The 18,350-nt window shown below is 67.8% G+C and carries 20 protein-coding genes and 1 tRNA gene; 7 read left to right on the top strand and 14 right to left on the bottom strand.

Translation table 11 applies throughout. The features are described 5' to 3' along the window. The 7 genes from ACLFOB_RS08845 to ACLFOB_RS08815 all read right to left on the bottom strand — a co-directional run. Positions 1-995: lyase family protein (locus ACLFOB_RS08845; protein WP_410925849.1), on the bottom strand; the 995-nt coding region annotated here is incomplete at its 3' end. Then, positions 992-1,705, bottom strand: coding sequence for an alpha/beta fold hydrolase (locus tag ACLFOB_RS08840; RefSeq protein ID WP_410925848.1), 714 nt, complete (start codon positions 1,703-1,705; stop codon positions 992-994). The genes ACLFOB_RS08845 and ACLFOB_RS08840, both read right to left, overlap by 4 nt. Continuing rightward, a complete protein-coding gene (pcaD, locus tag ACLFOB_RS08835) occupies positions 1,698-2,486 on the bottom strand; it encodes a 3-oxoadipate enol-lactonase (protein WP_410925847.1) in 789 nt (262 codons plus the stop codon). The genes ACLFOB_RS08840 and pcaD overlap by 8 nt, the downstream gene beginning before the upstream one ends. Further along, a complete protein-coding gene (gene pobA / locus ACLFOB_RS08830; protein WP_410925846.1) occupies positions 2,486-3,655 on the bottom strand; it encodes a 4-hydroxybenzoate 3-monooxygenase in 1,170 nt (389 codons plus the stop codon). Before pobA ends, pcaD begins: the two co-directional genes overlap by 1 nt. Before the next feature lie 152 nt (positions 3,656-3,807). Next, on the bottom strand, positions 3,808-4,812 hold the full coding sequence (locus tag ACLFOB_RS08825) for a threonine/serine dehydratase (RefSeq protein WP_410925845.1): 1,005 nt from the start codon (positions 4,810-4,812) through the stop codon (positions 3,808-3,810). Then, positions 4,809-5,636 carry an alpha/beta fold hydrolase gene (locus tag ACLFOB_RS08820; protein WP_410925844.1) on the bottom strand — a complete coding sequence of 276 codons (828 nt, stop codon included), beginning with the start codon at positions 5,634-5,636 and terminating at the stop codon, positions 4,809-4,811. Before ACLFOB_RS08820 ends, ACLFOB_RS08825 begins: the two co-directional genes overlap by 4 nt. Further along, positions 5,637-6,323 carry a haloacid dehalogenase type II gene (locus ACLFOB_RS08815; RefSeq protein WP_410925843.1) on the bottom strand — a complete coding sequence of 229 codons (687 nt, stop codon included), beginning with the start codon at positions 6,321-6,323 and terminating at the stop codon, positions 5,637-5,639. It lies immediately after the preceding gene. 189 nt (positions 6,324-6,512) lie between these two features. On the opposite strand from ACLFOB_RS08815, the gene ACLFOB_RS08810 reads away from it, so the two are divergent. Continuing rightward, a complete protein-coding gene (locus tag ACLFOB_RS08810; RefSeq protein WP_410917574.1) occupies positions 6,513-6,941 on the top strand; it encodes an FKBP-type peptidyl-prolyl cis-trans isomerase in 429 nt (142 codons plus the stop codon). A gap of 36 nt (positions 6,942-6,977) precedes the next feature. Here the strand turns inward: ACLFOB_RS08810 and ACLFOB_RS08805 are convergent, their stop codons facing one another. Further along, on the bottom strand, positions 6,978-7,646 hold the full coding sequence (locus ACLFOB_RS08805; RefSeq protein ID WP_410917575.1) for a helix-turn-helix transcriptional regulator: 669 nt from the start codon (positions 7,644-7,646) through the stop codon (positions 6,978-6,980). A 198-nt stretch (positions 7,647-7,844) separates the two neighbouring features. Here ACLFOB_RS08805 and ACLFOB_RS08800 point away from each other — a divergent pair, with 198 nt between their 5' ends. The 4 genes from ACLFOB_RS08800 to ACLFOB_RS08785 are packed head-to-tail and all read left to right on the top strand — an operon-like array spanning position 7,845 to position 10,365. Then, positions 7,845-8,066 (top strand): twin-arginine translocase TatA/TatE family subunit, encoded by a 222-nt coding sequence (locus ACLFOB_RS08800; protein WP_410925842.1) that lies wholly within the window; start codon positions 7,845-7,847, stop codon positions 8,064-8,066. A gap of 3 nt (positions 8,067-8,069) precedes the next feature. Then, positions 8,070-8,579 (top strand): Sec-independent protein translocase protein TatB, encoded by a 510-nt coding sequence (gene tatB / locus ACLFOB_RS08795; RefSeq protein WP_410925841.1) that lies wholly within the window; start codon positions 8,070-8,072, stop codon positions 8,577-8,579. Beyond that, positions 8,576-9,508, top strand: a complete 933-nt coding sequence (gene tatC / locus ACLFOB_RS08790; protein ID WP_410925840.1) for a twin-arginine translocase subunit TatC — start codon at positions 8,576-8,578, stop codon at positions 9,506-9,508. The genes tatB and tatC overlap by 4 nt, the downstream gene beginning before the upstream one ends. Next, positions 9,505-10,365: an ATP-binding protein gene (locus tag ACLFOB_RS08785; RefSeq protein WP_410925839.1), complete on the top strand. Its 861-nt coding sequence runs from the start codon at positions 9,505-9,507 to the stop codon at positions 10,363-10,365. The genes tatC and ACLFOB_RS08785 overlap by 4 nt, the downstream gene beginning before the upstream one ends. Before the next feature lie 79 nt (positions 10,366-10,444). Here ACLFOB_RS08785 and ACLFOB_RS08780 read toward each other — a convergent pair whose 3' ends face one another. The 3 genes from ACLFOB_RS08780 to ACLFOB_RS08770 are packed head-to-tail and all read right to left on the bottom strand — an operon-like array spanning position 10,445 to position 13,355. Further along, positions 10,445-11,317, bottom strand: a complete 873-nt coding sequence (locus tag ACLFOB_RS08780) for an NAD-dependent epimerase/dehydratase family protein (protein WP_410925838.1) — start codon at positions 11,315-11,317, stop codon at positions 10,445-10,447. Further along, the gene (locus ACLFOB_RS08775; RefSeq protein ID WP_410925837.1) at positions 11,314-12,138 is read right to left on the bottom strand and encodes a glycosyltransferase; all 825 of its coding nucleotides are present in this window, start codon (positions 12,136-12,138) and stop codon (positions 11,314-11,316) included. Before ACLFOB_RS08775 ends, ACLFOB_RS08780 begins: the two co-directional genes overlap by 4 nt. Beyond that, entirely contained in the window at positions 12,135-13,355 is a 1,221-nt protein-coding gene (locus ACLFOB_RS08770) for an NAD-dependent epimerase/dehydratase family protein (protein ID WP_410925836.1), read from the bottom strand. Before ACLFOB_RS08770 ends, ACLFOB_RS08775 begins: the two co-directional genes overlap by 4 nt. A 375-nt stretch (positions 13,356-13,730) precedes the next feature. Between ACLFOB_RS08770 and lon the strand changes: the two genes are divergently transcribed. Together lon and ACLFOB_RS08760 are read left to right on the top strand one after the other, a co-directional pair. Next, the gene (gene lon / locus ACLFOB_RS08765; protein ID WP_410925835.1) at positions 13,731-16,136 is read left to right on the top strand and encodes an endopeptidase La; all 2,406 of its coding nucleotides are present in this window, start codon (positions 13,731-13,733) and stop codon (positions 16,134-16,136) included. Positions 16,137-16,408: 272 nt separating this feature from the next. Continuing rightward, a tRNA-Val gene (locus ACLFOB_RS08760) sits at positions 16,409-16,483 on the top strand. A 96-nt stretch (positions 16,484-16,579) separates the two neighbouring features. Here the strand turns inward: ACLFOB_RS08760 and ACLFOB_RS08755 are convergent. From ACLFOB_RS08755 to ACLFOB_RS08745, 3 genes are all read right to left on the bottom strand, one after another. After that, positions 16,580-17,605 (bottom strand): tyrosine-type recombinase/integrase, encoded by a 1,026-nt coding sequence (locus ACLFOB_RS08755; protein ID WP_410925834.1) that lies wholly within the window; start codon positions 17,603-17,605, stop codon positions 16,580-16,582. Between the two features lie 97 nt (positions 17,606-17,702). Continuing rightward, positions 17,703-17,936: a hypothetical protein gene (locus tag ACLFOB_RS08750; protein ID WP_410925833.1), complete on the bottom strand. Its 234-nt coding sequence runs from the start codon at positions 17,934-17,936 to the stop codon at positions 17,703-17,705. Beyond that, on the bottom strand, positions 17,933-18,310 hold the full coding sequence (locus ACLFOB_RS08745; protein WP_410925832.1) for a helix-turn-helix domain-containing protein: 378 nt from the start codon (positions 18,308-18,310) through the stop codon (positions 17,933-17,935). Before ACLFOB_RS08745 ends, ACLFOB_RS08750 begins: the two co-directional genes overlap by 4 nt. Positions 18,311-18,350: the final 40 nt, after the last annotated feature.

Genomic DNA, 18,350 nt, shown 5'->3' with positions numbered 1-18,350 from the left:
AGCGCGGCCAGCGCGGAGAGCCAGAGTTGCGGCAGCGCGATCCATTCGCCGAACCACGCCGCGCCGTCGCGCTGGCCCTGCGGGCTGGCGGCTGCGTGCAGTGCGGCGTGCTGCGCGCGCACCTGTCCCGCCAGCGCCACCAGTGCCGAGGGCCCGACCGGGTTGGCCTTCTGCGGCATGGTCGAGGAGCCTCCCGTTGCACCCAGCCGCAGCTCGCCGATCCCCGTCTGCGTCATCGCGATCAGGTCGTGGCCCATCTTGGCGAGCGCCGCGGCAAGGCGGCCCGCCCAGTCGGCCAGCCGCAGGATCGGTCCACGGTCCGCGTGCCAGCTGCGTCCCGGATCCGTCAGCCCCAGCGCCTCGGCCAGTGCCGCGCGCGTCTCCGCCGCCCGCGGCCCCAGCGCGGCACCCGTGCCCGCCGCGCCCGAGAGCGAGACCCAGAGGCTGGTGGCGCGCAGGGCTTCCACCTCGTCCAGCAGATCGAGGAGCGGCCAGCCCCAGCCCGCCGCTACCGCGCCGAAGCTGGTGGGCGTGGCGACCTGCCCGTAGGTGCGCGCGGCCATCGGCAGCTCCGCCTGCGCCTCGGCCAGCCGGGCCAGCGCCTGCGCGGTGGCGCGCGCCTGCGCCTCGGCCTCGGCCAGCGCCTGCCGCAGCCGCAGCATCAGGCCGGTGTCCTGGATGTCCTGGCTGGTCGCGCCCCAGTGGACGAACTGCGCGTGCTCCGGCGCGCCCATCGCCGCGCGGAAGGCCGCGACAAGGCCGGGAACCGGCACGCCGTTCTGTCCCGCCGGTCCTGCAAGCGCCGCCGGGTCCAGCGTGACCTCGAGCGAGGCGCGGTGGATCGCCTGCGCCGCCGTCTCCGGGATCACGCCCAGCCGCCCCTGCACCTGCGCCAGCGCCCCCTCGACCACCAGCATCGCGCGGATCTCCGCCCCGTCGGAGAACAGCCGCGCGGCCTCTCCCGCGCCGAAGAGTTCGCCGTAAAGCGTGCTCATCCCGCCCCCGCGATATCGTGCAGCAGCCGGGCGAGCCCCTGCGGATCGGCGAAGAAGGGCGAATGCCCGGTGCGCAGGCTGTGCACGCGGTGGTCCGGCCAGCCCTCGGTCATCGTGACCTGGTATTCCGGCGGGATGGTCCGGTCGTCGGTGCAGCGGATGTAGTCTCGGGGCAGGGCGCGCGAGCGCTCCGTCACGGCAAGCGGCGTGGCCTGCGGCGCGATGGGCTGCTGGCAGAGGCGCGGGATGGCATAGGCCACCGCCGCGTCCGGGCAGTCGTGGTAGAAGACCTCGCGCGCCATTTCCGGCTTCACGCCGAAGCACAGCCCGTCGGCGGATTTCTCCAGCGCCGGCAGCAGCGGCTGGCGCGGCGCGGCCTGCCGCATCTGGACCAGCGACACGCCGCCCGCGGGCGCGTAGGCGCAGAGATAGACCAGCTGCGCGATCCGCTCCGGCGCCTTCTCGGCGGCGGCGGTGATCGGAAAGCCGGCCATCGAATGACCCACCAGCACGACGGGCGCCTCGATCGCGGCGAGGATGGCATCCGCGTAAGCTTCCAGCGTGACCTCGCCCGCGGGCGTCTTGTCCTTGCCGTGGCCGGGCAGGTCGATGGCGCGGGCGGAATGCCCCAGCGCCTCAAGCGCCGGGATCACGTCGCGCCAGCACCAGGCCCCGTGGCAGGAGCCGTGGATCAGCAGGAAATCAGACATGCCCGATCGAGACGAGGAATTCGGTCAGCGCCTCGGCATAGGCCTCGGGCTGCTCGACGCAGGGCAGGTGCCCCGCGCGGCGGATCAGCCGGAACTCGGCCCCCGGGATCAGTTCCACCGTCTCGCGCACCAGATCGGCGGGGGTGGAGCCGTCATCCGACCCGGCGATGCCCAGCACGGGCAGCCGCAACCCGCTGGTCGGCGTGTAGAAATCGGTGCCCGCGATCGCCGCGCAGCAGCCGGCGTAGCCCTCGGCCGGCTGGCGGATCAGCATGTTGCGCCAGGCGGCGAACTCCCCGGTCTCGCGGAAGGCGGCGGTGAACCAGCGTTCCAGCACACCGTCTGCCATCGCCTCGATGCCCCGCGTGCGCGCGGTCTCGACCCGCTCCGCCCACATCTCGGCCGTGCCGATCCTGGCGGCCGTGTTCGACAGCACCACCGCGCGGAGCTGGTCCATGCGCTTGACCGCCAGCCCCTGCGCGATCATCCCGCCGATCGAGAGACCTACGAAGACGCAGTCGCGCACCTCCAGATGGTCCAGCAGCCGCTCGGCATCGGTCACGAGCTGGCCCATCGAATAGGGCCCGGGGGGACAGTCCGACAGCCCGTGCCCCCGCTTGTCGTAGCGGATCAGCCGCAGGCCCGCCGGCATCCGCGGGATCACCTTGTCCCAGAGCCGCAGATCGGTGCCCAGCGAATTGGCGAAGACCACGGGGCGCCCCCGCGGATCGCCGTCCTCGCGCCAGTGAATGCGCAGCCCGTTCAGGTCCGCCACCCGCATCAGTAGGGCAGCCCGACGTAGCTTTCGGCCATCGCCTTCTGCGCCGCCTCGTTGTCGCGCAGGAAGGCCAGTTCGGCCTGCTGGATCCGCAGGTCGAACGCCGACTGATCGGGATAGCGGTGCATCAGCGAGCTGAACCACCAGCTGAAACGCTCGGTCTTCCAGATCCGGGCAAGCGCGGTTTCGGAATAGCGCTCCAGCCCCTCGTCGTCGCGGTCGTGGTAGAAGCGCTTGAGCGCATTGGAGAGGTAATGCACGTCCGAGGCGGCGGTGTTGAGGCCCTTCGCCCCGGTGGGCGGCACGATATGGGCCGCGTCTCCACAGAGGAAGAGCCGCCCCCAGCGCATCGGCTCGCAGACGAAGCTGCGCAGCGGCGCGATCGACTTCTCGATCGAGGGACCGGTCTCCAGCCGCTCGGCCGCCTCGGCCGGGATGCGGCGCTTCAACTCCTCCCAGAACATGTCGTCCGTCCAGTCGTCCGGCGAATCCGACAGGTCGCACTGGATGTAATAGCGGCTGAGCGTCGCGTTGCGCATCGAGCAGAGCGCGAAGCCGCGCGCCGAGTTGGCGTAGATGAGTTCGTCGGACACAGGCGGGGTTTCGGAGAGCACGCCGAGCCATCCGAAAGGATAGGTCTTTTCGTACTCCCGCCGGACCTCGGTCGGGATCTCCTGCCGGCAGGGACCGTGGTAGCCGTCGCAGCCGGCGACGAAGTCGCAGTCCAGCCGATGCACGGCGCCGTCCCTGAGGAAAGTGACGAAGGGGGCGGCTGTATCGAGGTCGTGCGGCTTCACCCCACGGCAGTCGTGCAGGGTGAGCGCGCCGGCCGCATCGCGCGCTTCGTATAGGTCGCGCGTCACCTCGGTCTGGCCATAGACCATGACATGCCGGCCGGTGAGCCTGTGGAAGTCGATGCGGAACTGCTCGTCGCCGTTGGCGATCAGCGTGCCGTCGTGGATGAAGCCTTCGCGGTCCATCCGCTCTCCCACGCCTGCCTCGTGCATCAGGTCCACGAGACCCGTTTCCAGCACGCCCGCGCGAACGCGCGAGAGCACGTAGTCGCGCGACCGACGCTCCAGCACCACCGTGTCGATCCCCGCCCGGTGCAGAAGCTGGCCCAGCAAAAGCCCTGACGGCCCGCCCCCTACGATCGCCACCTGCGTCCGCATGTCCTGCCTCCCGAGACCACGACCACGCGCGGACAAAACCCCGAAGGTCCGGTCAAGTCAATCGCGGGCGGCGCGGAGAAAAATCTTCGGTCGAAGATTTTTCGGAAGCAGGCCAGCCGCTTGACGGCGATTTTTCGAGCGAAAAATCGCCGTCAGGCCCCAGCCTGCGCCAGTACCTCCGCGAAGAGCGCCGGGTCCACGTTGCCGCCCGAGACGGTGACGATCACCGCCTCGCCCGCGATCGCCTCGGGGTGGAAGAGCGCGGCGGCCAGCGCCACCGCGCCCCCGGGCTCCGCCGCGATCTTGAGCCGGGTGAAGGCAAGGGCCATCGTGCGCCGCACCTCGGCGTCGCTCACCGCAAGGCCCGGACCGGCCAGCCGCCGCAGGATCGGGAAGGTCAGTTCGCCCGGTTCGGGCGTCAGGATCGCGTCGCAGAAGCCGCCGGCCTCGGCTGCGTTCCGCTCGCGTCTTCCGGAGGCGAGCGAGCGTGCCCAGTCGTCGTAGCCTTCGGGCTCCGCTGTCCGCACGCGCAGCCCCGGTGCCCGCGCTTCGAGCGCCAGTGCGATCCCTGCCGAAAGGCCCCCGCCGCCTGCGCAGACCAGCACCTCGGCCTCCGTCACGCCGGCCTGCGCCGCCTGCTCCGCGATCTCGAGGCCCGTGGTGCCCTGGCCCGCGATCACCTGCGGGTCGTCGTAGGGCTTGATCAGGGTGAGACCGCGCTCGGCGGCGATCCTTGCGCCGATCTCCTCGCGGCTCTCGAAGCGCGCGCGGTCGTAAAGCACGACCTCTGCGCCCAGCGCGCGGGTGTTCGCGATCTTCAGCTGCGGCGCGTCCGCAGGCATCACGATCACCGCCGGCACGCCGTGCAGCGCGGCGGCGCGCGCGACCCCCTGTGCGTGATTGCCGCTGGAATAGGCGATGACGCCGCGGGCACGGACCTCGGCCGCCAGCGCCGAGAGCGCGGACCACGCGCCGCGGAACTTGAAGCTGCCGGTGTGCTGAAGGCACTCGGGCTTCACCAGCACCCGCCGCCCCGCGATCTCGTCCAGGAAGGGCGAGGACAGCAGCGGCGTGCGCCGGGCGTGGCCTGCAAGGCGGGCGGCCGCGGCTTCGATCATGCCGATGTCGCAGGCCTCGGCGCGCGTGGCCAGCGTCATGCGAGCCGCTCCAGCCAGGCGCGGATCGCGTCCAGCGCCTCCGCCTCGTCGAGAAAGGGGATGTGCCCCCGGTCCGGCACCTCGGCCGCGATCAGGTCGGGGCGGCGGCGGCACATCTCCTCGACGGTGGCGCGGCTCAGCAGATCGGAGTTGGCGCCCCGGATCACGCCCACGGGCAGCCCGTCGAGCGCGTCGAAATACGGCCAGAGATCGGCGGCGCCCTGCGCGCCTGCCTCGATCACCGCCTCGCGCAGGCGCGGGTCATAGTTGATCCGCAGCCCTTCCGGCAGGACGTGGTAGAGATGGTCGATCTCCTCGCGCCAGCGGCTTTCGGGCACGTTGGCGAAGCCTGCCATCGCCCGCGGGCGTTCGGCCATCGCCTCTGCCACGGTCTTCCAGACCGGATCGCGCCCGAGATAGCGCGTGATCACCTCCAGCCCGGCAGGCTCCAGCGCCGGGCCGATGTCGTTCAGCATGACGCCGCGCAGCCGCTCCTTCGCCGTGGCGGCCAGAACAAGCGCGATCAGCCCGCCGCGCGAGGTGCCGATGACGGCGGCGGTGTCCAGGCCAAGGTGGTCCAGCAGTTCCACCGCGTCCGCGCCCTCGCGCGGGACGGTGTAGCTCAGGTGATCCTCGGCCCAGTCGGACCGGCCGCGCCCGCGATAGTCCATGCGGATCAGCCGCACGCGGTCCGAAAGATGCGGGGCGAGATAGTCGAAATCGGTGGTGTTGCGCGTGAGCCCCGTCAGGCAGAGCACGGGCATTCCGCGCCCCTCGTCGAGATAGAAGAGCGAAAGGCCGTCGGAGGTGGTGAATCGGGGCATCTAGAGTCCTGCCAGTCGGGGGATGTCGTTAAGATCGTGACGGATGTGCTGCGGGGTCCATGGCAGGCGGTCGACCGCGTCGCCGGCGCGGTTGACCCAGACCGTCTCGAAACCGTAGCCCGCAGCCGCCGCCGCATCCCAGCCATTGGACGAGACGAAGAGCACCTCGCCCGGCGCGGTGCCGAAGCGGGCGCCCACCATGTCGTAGACCGCGCGCGCCGGCTTGAAGACGCCGACCTCCTCGACCGACAGCACCGCGTCGAGATGCCGGCCGATGCCCGCGCTCTCGACCGCCGCGGCGAGCATCGCTGGTGCACCGTTCGACAGGATGGCGCAACTCCTGCCATCGTCCTTCAACTGCTCCAGCATCGCGGGCACCTCCGGATAGGCCTCTAGCTCGCGGTAAAGCGCCAGCAGCCGCGCGCGCAGGTCCGCATCTCCGTCGAGCCCGGTAGCCTCGAGCGCCCAGTCGAGGCCGTCCTCCGTGACCTGCCAGAAATCGCAATGCGTGCCGGTGACCGCCCGCAGCCAGGAATACTGCAACTGCTTGAGCCGCCACACTTCGGCCAGCCGCTGCCAACCTTGGGCCAGGGCCGCCCGCCCGGGCTCTTCGGCGGCGCGGCGCGCGGCGGCCGACACGTCGAAGAGCGTGCCGTAAGCGTCGAAGACGCAGAGCGTGCGGGCCATGTCCCTCTCCCTTCGCGCGGCGGAGACTGGCAGGGGCCGCGGCAGGGAACAAGGGCCTTCGCCACGCTGCGGGGTTTACAACGCGTGTCCGCTGCCCCACCTTGGACCGGAGCACCGAGCAACCCGCGCGCATTGCGCGCGGCCTCACAAGCACGAATCCCCCTTCTTTCCAAACCCGCAGGAGGTCGCATGACCGAAGCCAAGACCGGCGATACCGTCAGCATTCACTACACCGGCACCTTGTCGGACGGCACCACCTTCGACAGTTCGCGCGAGCGCGAACCTCTGCAGTTCACCCTCGGCTCGGGCGAGATCATTCCCGGCCTCGACAAGGCGATCCCCGGCATGGCCGTGGGCGAGAGCAAGCGCGTCGAGGTGCCCGCCGAGGAAGCCTATGGCCAGCACGACCCCTCCGCCCAGCAGGAGATCCCGCGCGAGGGCATCCCGGACAACATCCCGCTCGACCCCGGCACGCGGCTGCAGATGCAGACGCCCGAGGGGCAGGTGCTGCCCGTGACGGTGGTGACCGCGACGGACGAGACGGTGACGCTGGATGCGAACCACCCGCTTGCCGGGCGGGATCTGACCTTCGACGTGGAACTGGTCGAGATCAGCTGATCGTCACGGGATGGCGGGCGCGTCGAAGCGGCGCGCTCAGCCCGCCCCGCGGGCCTCGTGGTCGCGCAGCCGCTTGCCCGGCTCGTCCACGAAAAGCTGGGGCAGGACGGCCAGTTCCTCGATCCGGTCCACCCGGATCTCGGTAAAGTCGGCGGCGGTTTCGTCCCATGCCAGCGCCGTCCAGATCCGCCCCCAGTAATCCAGCTTGAGCGGCCGCACGACCCGTGCGCCGCCGCCGCCGTCGAGGCGCACGCGCAGCTTCTGGCGGGCACGGATTGCCGCGCGGATGCGGGGCAGATGGGCGCCGCCGCGCGCTGCCGCGTCGAAGGGATAGGTGGCAAGGCCGAAGCCCTCGGCCCTGCGCCCCGGCTCCTCCGGCAGCGCCTCCTCGATCTTGGCCGCAAGCGTGGCCGCCGCGTCGCGCAGCGAGGCTTCCTGCGCGCCCGCCATCACCGCCAGCGCGACGTGCAGCACCTCGACTTCGGCCTCGTCCAGCACCAGCGGCGGCAGGGTCACCCCGGCACGCGCGCGATAGCCCTGTCCGCGGGTGCCCTCGACCGGCACGCCGGAGGCGGCGAGCGTGTCCATGTCGCGGTAGATGCTGCGCAGCGACACCCCGAAGCGCCGCGCGAGATCCTCCGCCCTGTGCGGGCCGCCCCGGCGAAGCACCTCGATCAATGCATAGAGCCGTTCCTTTCGTCTCACCGGTTCCCCCGATTCGCGCCCTGTTCTGCCATTTTTTTGACAGTTGCCGGAAAAATGGCAGGAGCGCGAGAAAAAACCTGTCGTCACGCGGGCAGACGCACCGCTTTCACGCTTTCGCAGGCCGGGCCGAATGACTAGATGTGCGGCACAGGAGGGCGGATGCCGCCTGCGTCCGCCCTGCCACCGAGGAGAGTCGCCATGCTCAACAACATCGGCCTTCCGGGCCTTCTTCTCATCGCGATCGTCGTGCTCGTGCTGTTCGGGCGCGGCAAGATCAGCTCGCTCATGGGCGAGGTCGGCAAGGGCATCACGGCGTTCAAGAAGGGCGTCAAGGAAAGCACCGACGAGCTCGAGAACCAGTCCGCCGAGACCGTTCGTGACGTGACGCCCGAGAACGAGCGCGAGAAAGACAAGGTCTGATCCATGCTCGACCTGGGCTGGACGGAGCTTCTGCTCATCGGCATCGTCGCGCTGATCGTGGTGGGCCCCAAGGATCTGCCGGTGCTCTTCCGCAACGTCGGCCGTTTCATGGGCAAGGCGCGCGGGATGGCGCGCGAGTTCTCGCGCGCCATGAACGAGGCGGCGGAGGAAAGCGGCGTCAAGGAGGCCACGCAGGGCTTCCGCGACATGGCCAGTTCCAAGTCTCTGGGGCTTGACGGGGTCGAGAAGTCGATCCGCGAGAGTACCCGCTGGGATCCTGACAGCGAGACCGCCAAGCTCGCGCGCAAGCGGGCCGCGGAGGCGCAGGCGCGTCGCGATGCGCTGCGCGACAAGGACAAGCCGGCGGGCGCGGGCGCCGAAGCCGATGAGACGAAGTCCTCCGGCCAGGCCGGGACGAAGGCGGGCGGCGGGACGCCGGAGCAGGCCGCGCCCGACGCGCCCGGGGCCGCATCCGGCGGCGACGCGCCGGCCCCTGAGGACCGCAAGGAATGACGAAGGCCGACGAGGTCGACGAGATCGACGATTCCCAGGCGCCGCTGATCGAGCATCTGGCGGAACTGCGCACCCGGCTGATCCGCTCGGTGCTGGCCTTCATCGTCGGCATGGTGATCTGCTTCACCGTCTGGAATCCGATCTTCGATTTCCTCACCCGGCCGCTCTGCGACGCCATGGCGGTGCGCGGCATGACGGACTGCGGGCTGATCCTGATCCGGCTGCAGGAGGGGTTTTTCGTCGCCGTGTCGATCTCGCTGCTGGGCGGGCTGGTGCTGGCCTTTCCGGTCATCAGCTTCCAGATGTGGCGCTTCGTGGCGCCGGGACTCTACAAGTCCGAGAAGGGCGCCTTCCTGCCCTTCATGCTGGCCTCGCCCTTCATGTTCTTCCTCGGCGCGGCCTTCGCCTATTACGTGGTCACGCCGCTGGCCTTCGACTTCTTCCTGGGCTTCCAGCAGGCGGGCACGGTGCTCGACGAAGGCGAGGTCGAGAACGCCACCGCCGGTATCGCCTTCCAGGGCTCGGCGCAGGAATACCTGTCGCTCACCATCAAGTTCATCGTGGCCTTCGGCCTCTGCTTCCAGCTGCCGGTGTTGCTGACGCTGATGGGCAAGGCGGGCCTGGTGAGCGCCGAGGGGCTGAGGGCGGTGCGCAAATATGCCGTGGTCGGCATCCTGGTGCTCGCCGCGCTGGTCACGCCGCCCGACGTCATCACGCAGGTGATCCTCTTCGTCGTGGTCTATGGCCTCTACGAGGTCTCGATCTGGCTGGTGAAACGGGTCGAGAAGAAGCGCGAGGCGGAACTGCGCGCCCAAGGCCTCTGGTTCGAGGACGACGACGACCCCTACGGCGAGGGCCGCGACGAGGACGATCCGCTGATGCGCGAGTTCGACGAGGACGGGACCGACGGCGGAGCGCGCGGCCGGTGAGGGACGCAGGCCCCGACGACGAGGCGCTGGAGCGCATCGCGGCGGCGCTGGAGCGGATCGCGCCCGCGCCCCGGCCCGCGCCCGATTACGATGCCGCGGAGGCCTTCGTCTGGCACGTCGCGCCCGACCGGCTGGAGCCGGTGGGCCGGGTGAACCGGGTGGACCTGTCTCTGCTCGTGGGCATCGAACGCGTGCGCGACATCCTGCTTGCCAACACGCGGGCCTTCGCCCGCGGCCTGCCGGCCAACAACGCGTTGCTCTGGGGCGCGCGGGGCATGGGCAAGAGCTCGCTGGTAAAGGCCGTTCATGCCGCTGTGGTGGCGGAGGGCCATCCGCTGAAGATCGTGGAACTGCAGCGCGAGGATCTGCCCAGCGTGGGCCGGCTGCTGTCGCTCTTGCGCGCGGCACCCGCGCAGCGTTTCCTGCTTTTCTGCGACGACCTGTCGTTCGGCCACGACGACCAGCACTACAAGAGCCTGAAGGCGGTGCTTGACGGCGGGGTCGAAGGGCGGCCGGACAACGTGGCGCTTTACGCCACCTCGAACCGGCGCCACCTGATGCCGCGCGACATGATCGAGAACGAGCGCTCGACCGCGATTTCGCCGTCGGAGGCGGTGGAGGAGAAGGTCTCGCTCTCCGACCGCTTCGGGCTGTGGCTGGGGTTCCACCCCTGTTCGCAGGACGACTATCTGGCGATGATCCGCGGCTATTGCGAGGCCTACGGGGTGGTCGTGCCGGAAGACCGGCTGCGCGCCGAGGCGATCGAATGGCAGGCCACCCGCGGCGCCCGTTCGGGGCGGGTGGCCTGGCAGTTCTTCACCGATCTCGCCGGCCGCGAAGGGGTTCGGCTGGACTGAGCGCCCAAGGCGCTTGGAAGCGCCTTGCAAGCGGTTTGCAAACCGCTTGCGCGCGCCGCAGCGCAACCGGGGCTGGATGTCAGACGACGCCCTGCAGCATCGCCGGCAGGCTGGCGCGGAGGCGCGCCATGCCGCCGGGCCGCCAGCCCAGCGCGCGCAGCCGGTCGCAGCGCATGGCGCTCACCGGCGCGTCGCTCTGCGCGGGCAGCGGATGCGGAGCGCCCGTCAGCCGCGCCACCTCGGCCAGCAGGTCGTGCCGGTCCAGAAGGATGTCCGAGACGTTGAAGATGCCGTCGCCCAGCAGGTCCTGCGGGGCGTCGAGCACGAGCCGCACGGCAGCGGCAAGATCATCACCATGCACCTCGGTGCCCCGTCGCGGTTCGATCGGTTCGCCGCGAAGAAATGCGCCGAAGAGATCGGCCCATTTGTGCCTTTGTCCCGGTCCCGCCGGCCCGTAGACACCCGTCGCGCGCAGCGCGACTCCGGCGGGCAGATCGGCTAGCGCCACTTCCGCCTCGGCCTTCACCTCGCCGTAGAGGGTGTCGGGGCGCGGGGGCATCGCCTCGGTCAGCTCAGTGCCGGGCGGATAGTCGCCATAGACCGCGCGGGAGGACAGGAAGACGACCCGCCCGACACCCGACCGCGCCGCCGCCTCGAAGAGCCGCAGGGTGCCGTCCCCGTTGCTGCGCAGGAATCCCTCGGGGTCGTCGCCCTCGCCGCCGCGATAACGGCCCGGCACATGGGAGAAGCCCGCATGGATCAGCGCGTCGATCCCGGCGAGGGGCGGGGCCGCTCCCGAGAGGTCGTAGGGCAGATGCGCCACGGGCGCGGAGAAGAAGCCGGGGGCAGGGGGCCGGCGCGTCAGCACGGTCACCGTGTCGCCCGCCGCCAGCGCCTCCTCCACGAGGAAGCGGCCGACGAGTCCCGTGCCGCCCGTGACCGCGAGCTTCACGGATTGGGAAGCGCCGAGAGGTCCGGCGCCTCGCCTCGGGCATAGGCATGCCACAGGTCGATCAGCGGGCGCAGCCGGTCCGCCTTGGCGTGCGCCTGCCACGGCTTTTCGTACTGGAAGTGCAGCACGCGGATCGAGTCCCAGTCCCAGAGGCCCGGCAGGTTGAACCAGACGTATTGCAGCATGTTGTCGAAGACCGGCAGCCCGTGCCAGCCGGGGAAGTAGTCCTGCAGGAATGTCTGATCCGTGCGCCGCCAGAAGGCGCCGGGCGCGTCGAGGCGGACCAGCATGGCCTCGAAGGTGGCCTGCGAGGGCCGCGCCGTGAAGACGCCCGAGTTCATCCGATGGAAATCAGCGAGGCTTTCGTAGACGTTGGGCGCGGCGCAGAACTCGGGGTAGTCGAACAGCCGGTCGATCGGGCGCAGCACCAGCGTGTCGGCGTCGAGAAAGACGACGCGCGCGTAGTCGAGTTGCCAGAGCCTGAGCTTCACGAAGTTGTCGAGCGGCGTGTGGAACGCGGGTTTCTCGCCCTTGGTGAAGGGGGCGATGCCGTGCAGCCGGTCGCGGGCATGCGCCTGGTTGAAGGCGTCGGAGGTGGGCAGCAGGTCCGTGGCCACCAGCCGCGCGCCCAGTTCGCGCAGGGGCGCCAGCGCGGCCTCTTCCACGGCCGCGGTGTGCAGCACGACGCGGTCCGCCCCGGTTCCCGTCAGCGCGAGCGAATGCAGCAAGGCCGCCGCCCCGCGGGCGAAATCGGCGTTGGTGACCAGCGTGACATAGGCGCGGTCGGAGCGGGCGGGCCGCTCCGGCGCGAGGCCGCTCATGACACGGACTTGAGCGCCTTGCCCTCGGGGTCGCGCTCCACCCGCTGCGCGAGGTCCCGCGTCCAGGCAGAGACGGCCGGCACCCGCGAGCGGTCGATGCGGTGGGCGTATTTCCGCGCCACCTCGACCACCTCGCTCAGCAGGCCCTCTGCCAGCGTGATGGGCTCCAGCCCCAGCGCGAGGAACTGCTCGTTCTGCACGACAAGATCGTTCTCGTCGGCCTCCTTGCGGGGGTTCGGCAGGAACTTGACCTTCGCCCCCGTGATCTTCGCCACAAGCTGGGCCAGGTCGCGCACGCGGTGCGTCTCGGTCATCTGGTTGAAGATCTTCACCCGGTCGCCCGCCTTCGGCGCATCCCTAAGCGCCAGCTCGATGCAGCGCACCGAATCCTGGATGTGGATGAAGGCGCGGGTCTGCCCGCCGGTGCCGTGCACGGTCAGCGGATAGTCGATCGCGGCCTGGATCAGGAAGCGGTTGAGCACGGTCCCGTAGTCGCCGTCATAGTCGAAGCGGTTGATCAGCTGCTCGTGGCGGCGCGTCTGGTCGGTGTGCGTGCCCCAGACGATGCCCTGGTGCAGGTCGGTGATCCGCAGCCCGTCGTTCTGCGCGTAGAACTGGAAAAGGATCTGATCGAGGCTCTTGGTCATGTGATAGACCGAGCCGGGGCGCGTGGGATAGAGGATCTCGAGCCCTTTCTTCTCGCCCTCGAGGTTCTCGATCTCGACGTCGAGGTAGCCCTCGGGGATCGCCGCGCCCACGTTCGAGTAGCCGTAGACGCCCATCGTGCCCAGGTGCACCAGATGCGCGTCGATGCCGGTTTCGACCAGTGCGGCGAGCAGGTTGTGCGTGGCCGAGACGTTGTTGTTGACGGTGTAGGTCTTGTGGCGGTCGGATTTCATCGAATAGGGCGCCGCGCGCTGTTCGGCGAAATGCACGACGGCGTCGGGGCGGTGCTCGGCCAGCCACTGGCGCAGGCGCTCGTATTCCTTCGCAAGGTCGAGCAGGTGAAAGCGGATCGTCTGGCCCGAGACCTCCTTCCAGATGCGGCAGCGTTCCTGGATCGAGTCCATGGGCGTCAGCGACTGCACGCCCAGTTCCGTGTCGATCCATCTGCGCGAGAGGTTGTCGACGATATGCACCTCGTGGCCCTGTGCCGACAGGTGCAGTGCTGTGGGCCAGCCGACGAAGCCGTCCCCTCCGAGAATGGCGATCCGCATGGGCCTGCTCTCTCTCCGGTGTCGTTTTGCGGGGCGCTAGCGCGTGACGCAGGGCCCGGCAAGTGAATGTTTGACGACACTAAAGGTTGCGCGGCCCCTGTGCAAACCCGCGCGGCGATGGCCGGACATCGCAAGCACGGCAGTCTACGGGCCGGCCCGGCCCGTGGCGGCCGACCCGGTCGCGCAGGCGGTCTTCCGGCAGCGCGATCCGCTTGCGCATGGCCGGCGCGCGGCACATGCTGCGACTCGCGCCGAGAGGCCGGCGCGGTTGAAATCTGGCGCCTGACCCCCACCTTAATGGTCGGAAAAGGAGAGGGCCGAAGGCTGCCGCCACAGCGGGGTAAGCGCCCTCTTGCCAAGAACAAGGATGCATTCATGCAAGAGCCCCTGAACACCTCCTATCCCGTCCTGCCGCTCAGGGACATCGTCGTGTTCCCGCACATGATCGTGCCGCTCTTCGTGGGGCGCGAGAAGTCGGTGCGCGCACTCGAGGAGGTGATGAAGGACGACAAGCAGATCCTCTTGTCGTCGCAGATCGACGCCGCCGAGGATGACCCCGCCGCCGAAGGTATCTACCGCACCGGCGTGCTCGCCAACGTCCTGCAACTGCTCAAGCTTCCCGACGGCACCGTCAAGGTTCTGGTCGAGGGACAGGCGCGCGTCCGGATCACCGAGTTCCTAGACAACGCCGAGTATTTCGAGGCGCGGGCCGAGTATCTGGAAGAGAGCGAGGGCGACGCCTCGGCTATCACGGCGCTGCTGCGCACCGTGACGGGCGAGTTCGAGCGTTACGCCAAGATCAAGAAGAACGTCCCCGAAGAGGCGCTTGCCGCCGTGTCCGAGACCACCGATCCCGCGAAGCTCGCGGATCTGGTCGCGGGTCACCTGGGCATCGAGGTGGCGCAGAAGCAGGAACTGCTCGAGACCACGGCCGTGAGCGAGCGGTTGGAGAAGGTCTATGGTCTGATGCAGGGCGAGATGAGCGTCCTGCAGGTCGAGAAGAAGATCAAGACCCGCGTCAAGAGCCAGATGGAGAAGACCCAGCGCGAATACTACCTGAATGAGCAGATGAAGGCCATTCAGAAGGAGTTGGGCGACGGCGAGGATGGCGGCGGCGAGGTTGCCGAACTCGAGGAGCGCATCGAGAACACCAAGCTCTCGAAGGAGGCGCGCGAAAAGGCCGAGGCGGAGCTGAAGAAGCTCAAGAACATGAGCCCGATGAGCGCCGAGGCGACGGTGGTGCGCAACTACCTCGACTGGATGCTGTCGATCCCGTGGGGCGTGAAATCCCGCGTGAAGAAGGATCTGCACCGCGCGCAGAAGATCCTGGACGAGGATCACTACAGCCTGGAGAAGGTCAAGGAGCGCATCGTCGAATACCTGGCCGTGCAGAGCCGCTCGAAGAAGCTGAAGGGGCCGATCCTGTGCCTTGTGGGGCCTCCGGGCGTGGGCAAGACCTCGCTCGGCAAGTCGGTGGCGCGCGCCACGGGGCGCGAGTTCATCCGCATCAGCCTTGGCGGCGTGCGCGACGAGTCCGAGATTCGCGGCCACCGCCGGACCTACATCGGCTCGATGCCTGGCAAGATCATCCAGTCGATGAAGAAGGCCAAGACCACCAATCCGCTCATCCTGCTCGACGAGATCGACAAGATGGGGCAGGACTTCCGCGGCGATCCGGCGAGCGCGATGCTCGAGGTGCTCGATCCCGAGCAGAACTCGACCTTCGCGGACCATTACCTCGAGGTGGAATACGACCTCTCGAACGTGATGTTCATCACCACGGCGAACTCCTACAACATGCCCGGCCCGCTGCTGGACCGGATGGAGATCATTCCGCTGGCCGGCTACACCGAGGACGAGAAGCTGGAGATCGCCAAGCGCCACCTGCTGCCCAAGCAGATCGAGAACCACGGCCTGAAGAAGGGCGAGTTCGAACTGACCGACGAGGCGATCCTGGAGATCGTGCGCCGCTACACCCGCGAGGCGGGGGTACGGAGCCTCGAGCGCGAGATGGCCAAGGTCGCCCGCAAGGCGGTGACCGAGATCATCCGCGACAAGGTCAGGCATGTGACCGTCACGGCCGAGAACCTCGACGACTACCTTGGCGTCAAGAAGTTCCGCTACGGTCTGGCCGAGAAGGAGGACCAGATCGGCGTGGTCACCGGCCTTGCCTGGACTTCCGTGGGCGGTGATCTGCTGTCGATCGAGGCGCTGCGCCTGCCCGGCAAGGGCCGGATGAAGACCACCGGCAAGCTGGGCGACGTGATGAAGGAATCGATCGACGCGGCCAGTTCCTTCGTGCGGTCGATCGCGCCCGACATCGGTGTGAAGCCGCCCAGGTTCGAGAAGTGGGACATCCACGTGCACGTCCCCGAAGGCGCCACGCCCAAGGACGGGCCGAGCGCGGGCATCGCGATGGTGACCTCCATCGTCTCGGTGCTCACGCAGATCCCGGTGCGCAAGGACATCGCCATGACCGGCGAGGTCACGCTGCGCGGCAACGTGCTTGCTATCGGCGGGCTCAAGGAAAAACTTCTCGCGGCGCTTCGGGGCGGCATCACCACCGTGATGATCCCCGAGGAGAACGAGAAGGACCTCAGGGAGATCCCCGACAACGTGAAGGAGGGGCTGACCATCATCCCCGTCGGAAACGTCAAGGAGGTGCTCAAGCACGCCCTCGTCCGTCAGCCCGAGCCTGTCGACTGGGACGAGACCTCGGACGAGGCGGCCGCGGCGGAAGCCGCGCGCGGCTCCGAGGCTACCGGCGCGGTCGCGCACTGAGGCCAGTTTGCGGACAGGAACAGCGAAGGCGCCCCTCGGGGCGCCTTTTTCCGTTTTGTCGTGTCCCGAGCCCGTATGGCCGGTCCCGGCGGCCCCGCAACCTGACCCTCATGCCGGGGCGCGGATCGCCTCTCGTGCAACAGGTTCTCCCAGAGCCGGGTCGCGAAAGTCGAGGCGGGGCGTGACGCCTCGACCCGGGCAGGGGCCGGACGCGGCAAAGCTCGCCGACCCCCTTGCGAAGACCGGGGACTGAGGCTAAACGCTTCGGTCACGGGTGATTAGCTCAGTGGTAGAGCGCTTCGTTCACATCGAAGATGTCGCAGGTTCGAGTCCTGCATCACCCACCAACCTCCAAAACACTCGTAAAAACAGCGACTTAGGGGATTTCTAGCCCGTCCCTTTGAGTATAGGACGCACATACTGTGCGGATAATGTGCGTCCTCTTACGCGGCGTGTGCGCGACTGTTGAGGAGAGAGCGTGCCTCCTCGGTCACGTCGATCCGCTCCAAGTGACCGTATTTCTCGGTCATCACGGTGGTCGTATGGCCCATGAGATAGGCCAGACGGTGAATGGTCATGCCCTGTTTGAGCATCCGGGTTGCGAATGTGTCTCTCAGGGAATGGACCGTGGCAGCGCCCTTCTGCTCAACGATCCGGGCATTACGGTTGCAATGCTTATGGATCGTCTTCCGGAGAAGCCTGATGGCCCACTCCATCTCCTCGAAGGGCTGGGGCTGGTTGAGCTTCCTTCGGAGCATCTGCTCGACCCTTAGAGACATAGGTAGAACCGTGGTTGTCCCGGTCTTGGACCGGAAAAGCTCGATTCTCTTGTTCGTCAGGTCGATATCAGCCCACTGGACGTTGACCCCCTCCATGAGCCTCATGCCCGTGTCCACGAGGAAGATGCACAGGTCATGAGCCTTCTCGGCGGTGATGGTAGCCTGTCCCGCCAGATCGGTCAGGACGAGGGTCTCCTCAGGATCGGACAGGTATCGGGTCTTTACGAAGGGTTTGATCTTTGGCCAGTCCAGATCGGGGTTGATGCGGTAGGTCTTGGCTACCCGGTTGATTACCCTACGGATGCACTTGACCTCGGCCCTGATGGTATTGGGCTTCATACCGAGTGCCTGACGCTTGGAGACATAGGCATCCACGTCCCCCTGCGTGATCGCAGAGAGGCGTGTGGTGCCCCGGAAATGGTCGCAGGCATGACCCTTGACCGTCCGGTAGAGGCGTTGGGTCTGGCCCTTGACCTCGCCCAAGGTCAGGTCGAAGGCTTCGGCAAGAGTTATCTCCTTCTTGTCGCCAAGTTGGACGTGATCGTGGTGTCGCCGGTATTCCTCGGCCAACACCCGCTTGGCCCCCTTCTCGTCGCTCAGGGGCCGCTTGGTGGACTTTCTGACGGTCCTACCGCTCACGGTGAACTCCATCCACCAGTAGGGGCTATTGGGTCGTTTGTAGAGCCTCATGGATTCCATGCTCCTTTACAGGTCATTTATGGTCCCCTAGTTCAGCAGGTCCTTACTTCCCTAGGGCTTGCCTTGGACTGATCCAAGGCTCCCATTCCTAGTTATTCTCCGCGAAGACCTCCCGGTGAAGGCGGCAAATCCATCGACCGCCCTTCTTCAGACCGGCAAATACAACATCGCCATCAGGGGCGTGAACATTGAAGAACTCCTCGTTCTCGGGAGGATAGGGGATCGTCTTGTCGCTCACGGTGTTGAGCATGTCGATCATCTTGCGCACCTGTCCGTAGTCGAGGATTCGGACGAAGTGGGTTCGGGGGTTAACGGTGGTCATGTGGTCTCCTTCTCCTTCTTCTCGTAGGTCTCAATCTGCTCGTCCAGATCACCCTTGGTGAGAAGGATCAGAACGATAGATACTTCCTTCCGGCTCCGGTTGTTGAACAGAGCCTTGTAAACCTCAGGCTGGTATTCCTGAAGGCAGCGAAGGACCCAATCCCCCATGTCCAGCTTCAGGACGATGGCTATGGGCCTCCACAGCGACGGCGGGATCGAGATATAGCCAAGTTCCATCTGACTAATCATCGTGTAATATTCGACCCCGAGTTCCGAGGCTAAAGCCTTCTGAGTGTATCCAGCTTTGGTTCTTGCGCTCTTGAGTTTGGCCCCGAGGCCAGACTTGTTGCGTTCCTTCCGTTCCTCAGACAGCATGGACTGATATCCTCTCTCTCTCTAACAGCACTAGCACCGC

It is taken from the genome of Rhodosalinus sp., from assembly GCF_046542825.1.
Taxonomy (GTDB): domain Bacteria; phylum Pseudomonadota; class Alphaproteobacteria; order Rhodobacterales; family Rhodobacteraceae; genus Rhodosalinus.
The sequence above is the reverse complement of the archived record's forward strand: the minus strand, read 5'-3'. Positions and strand labels throughout refer to the sequence as shown.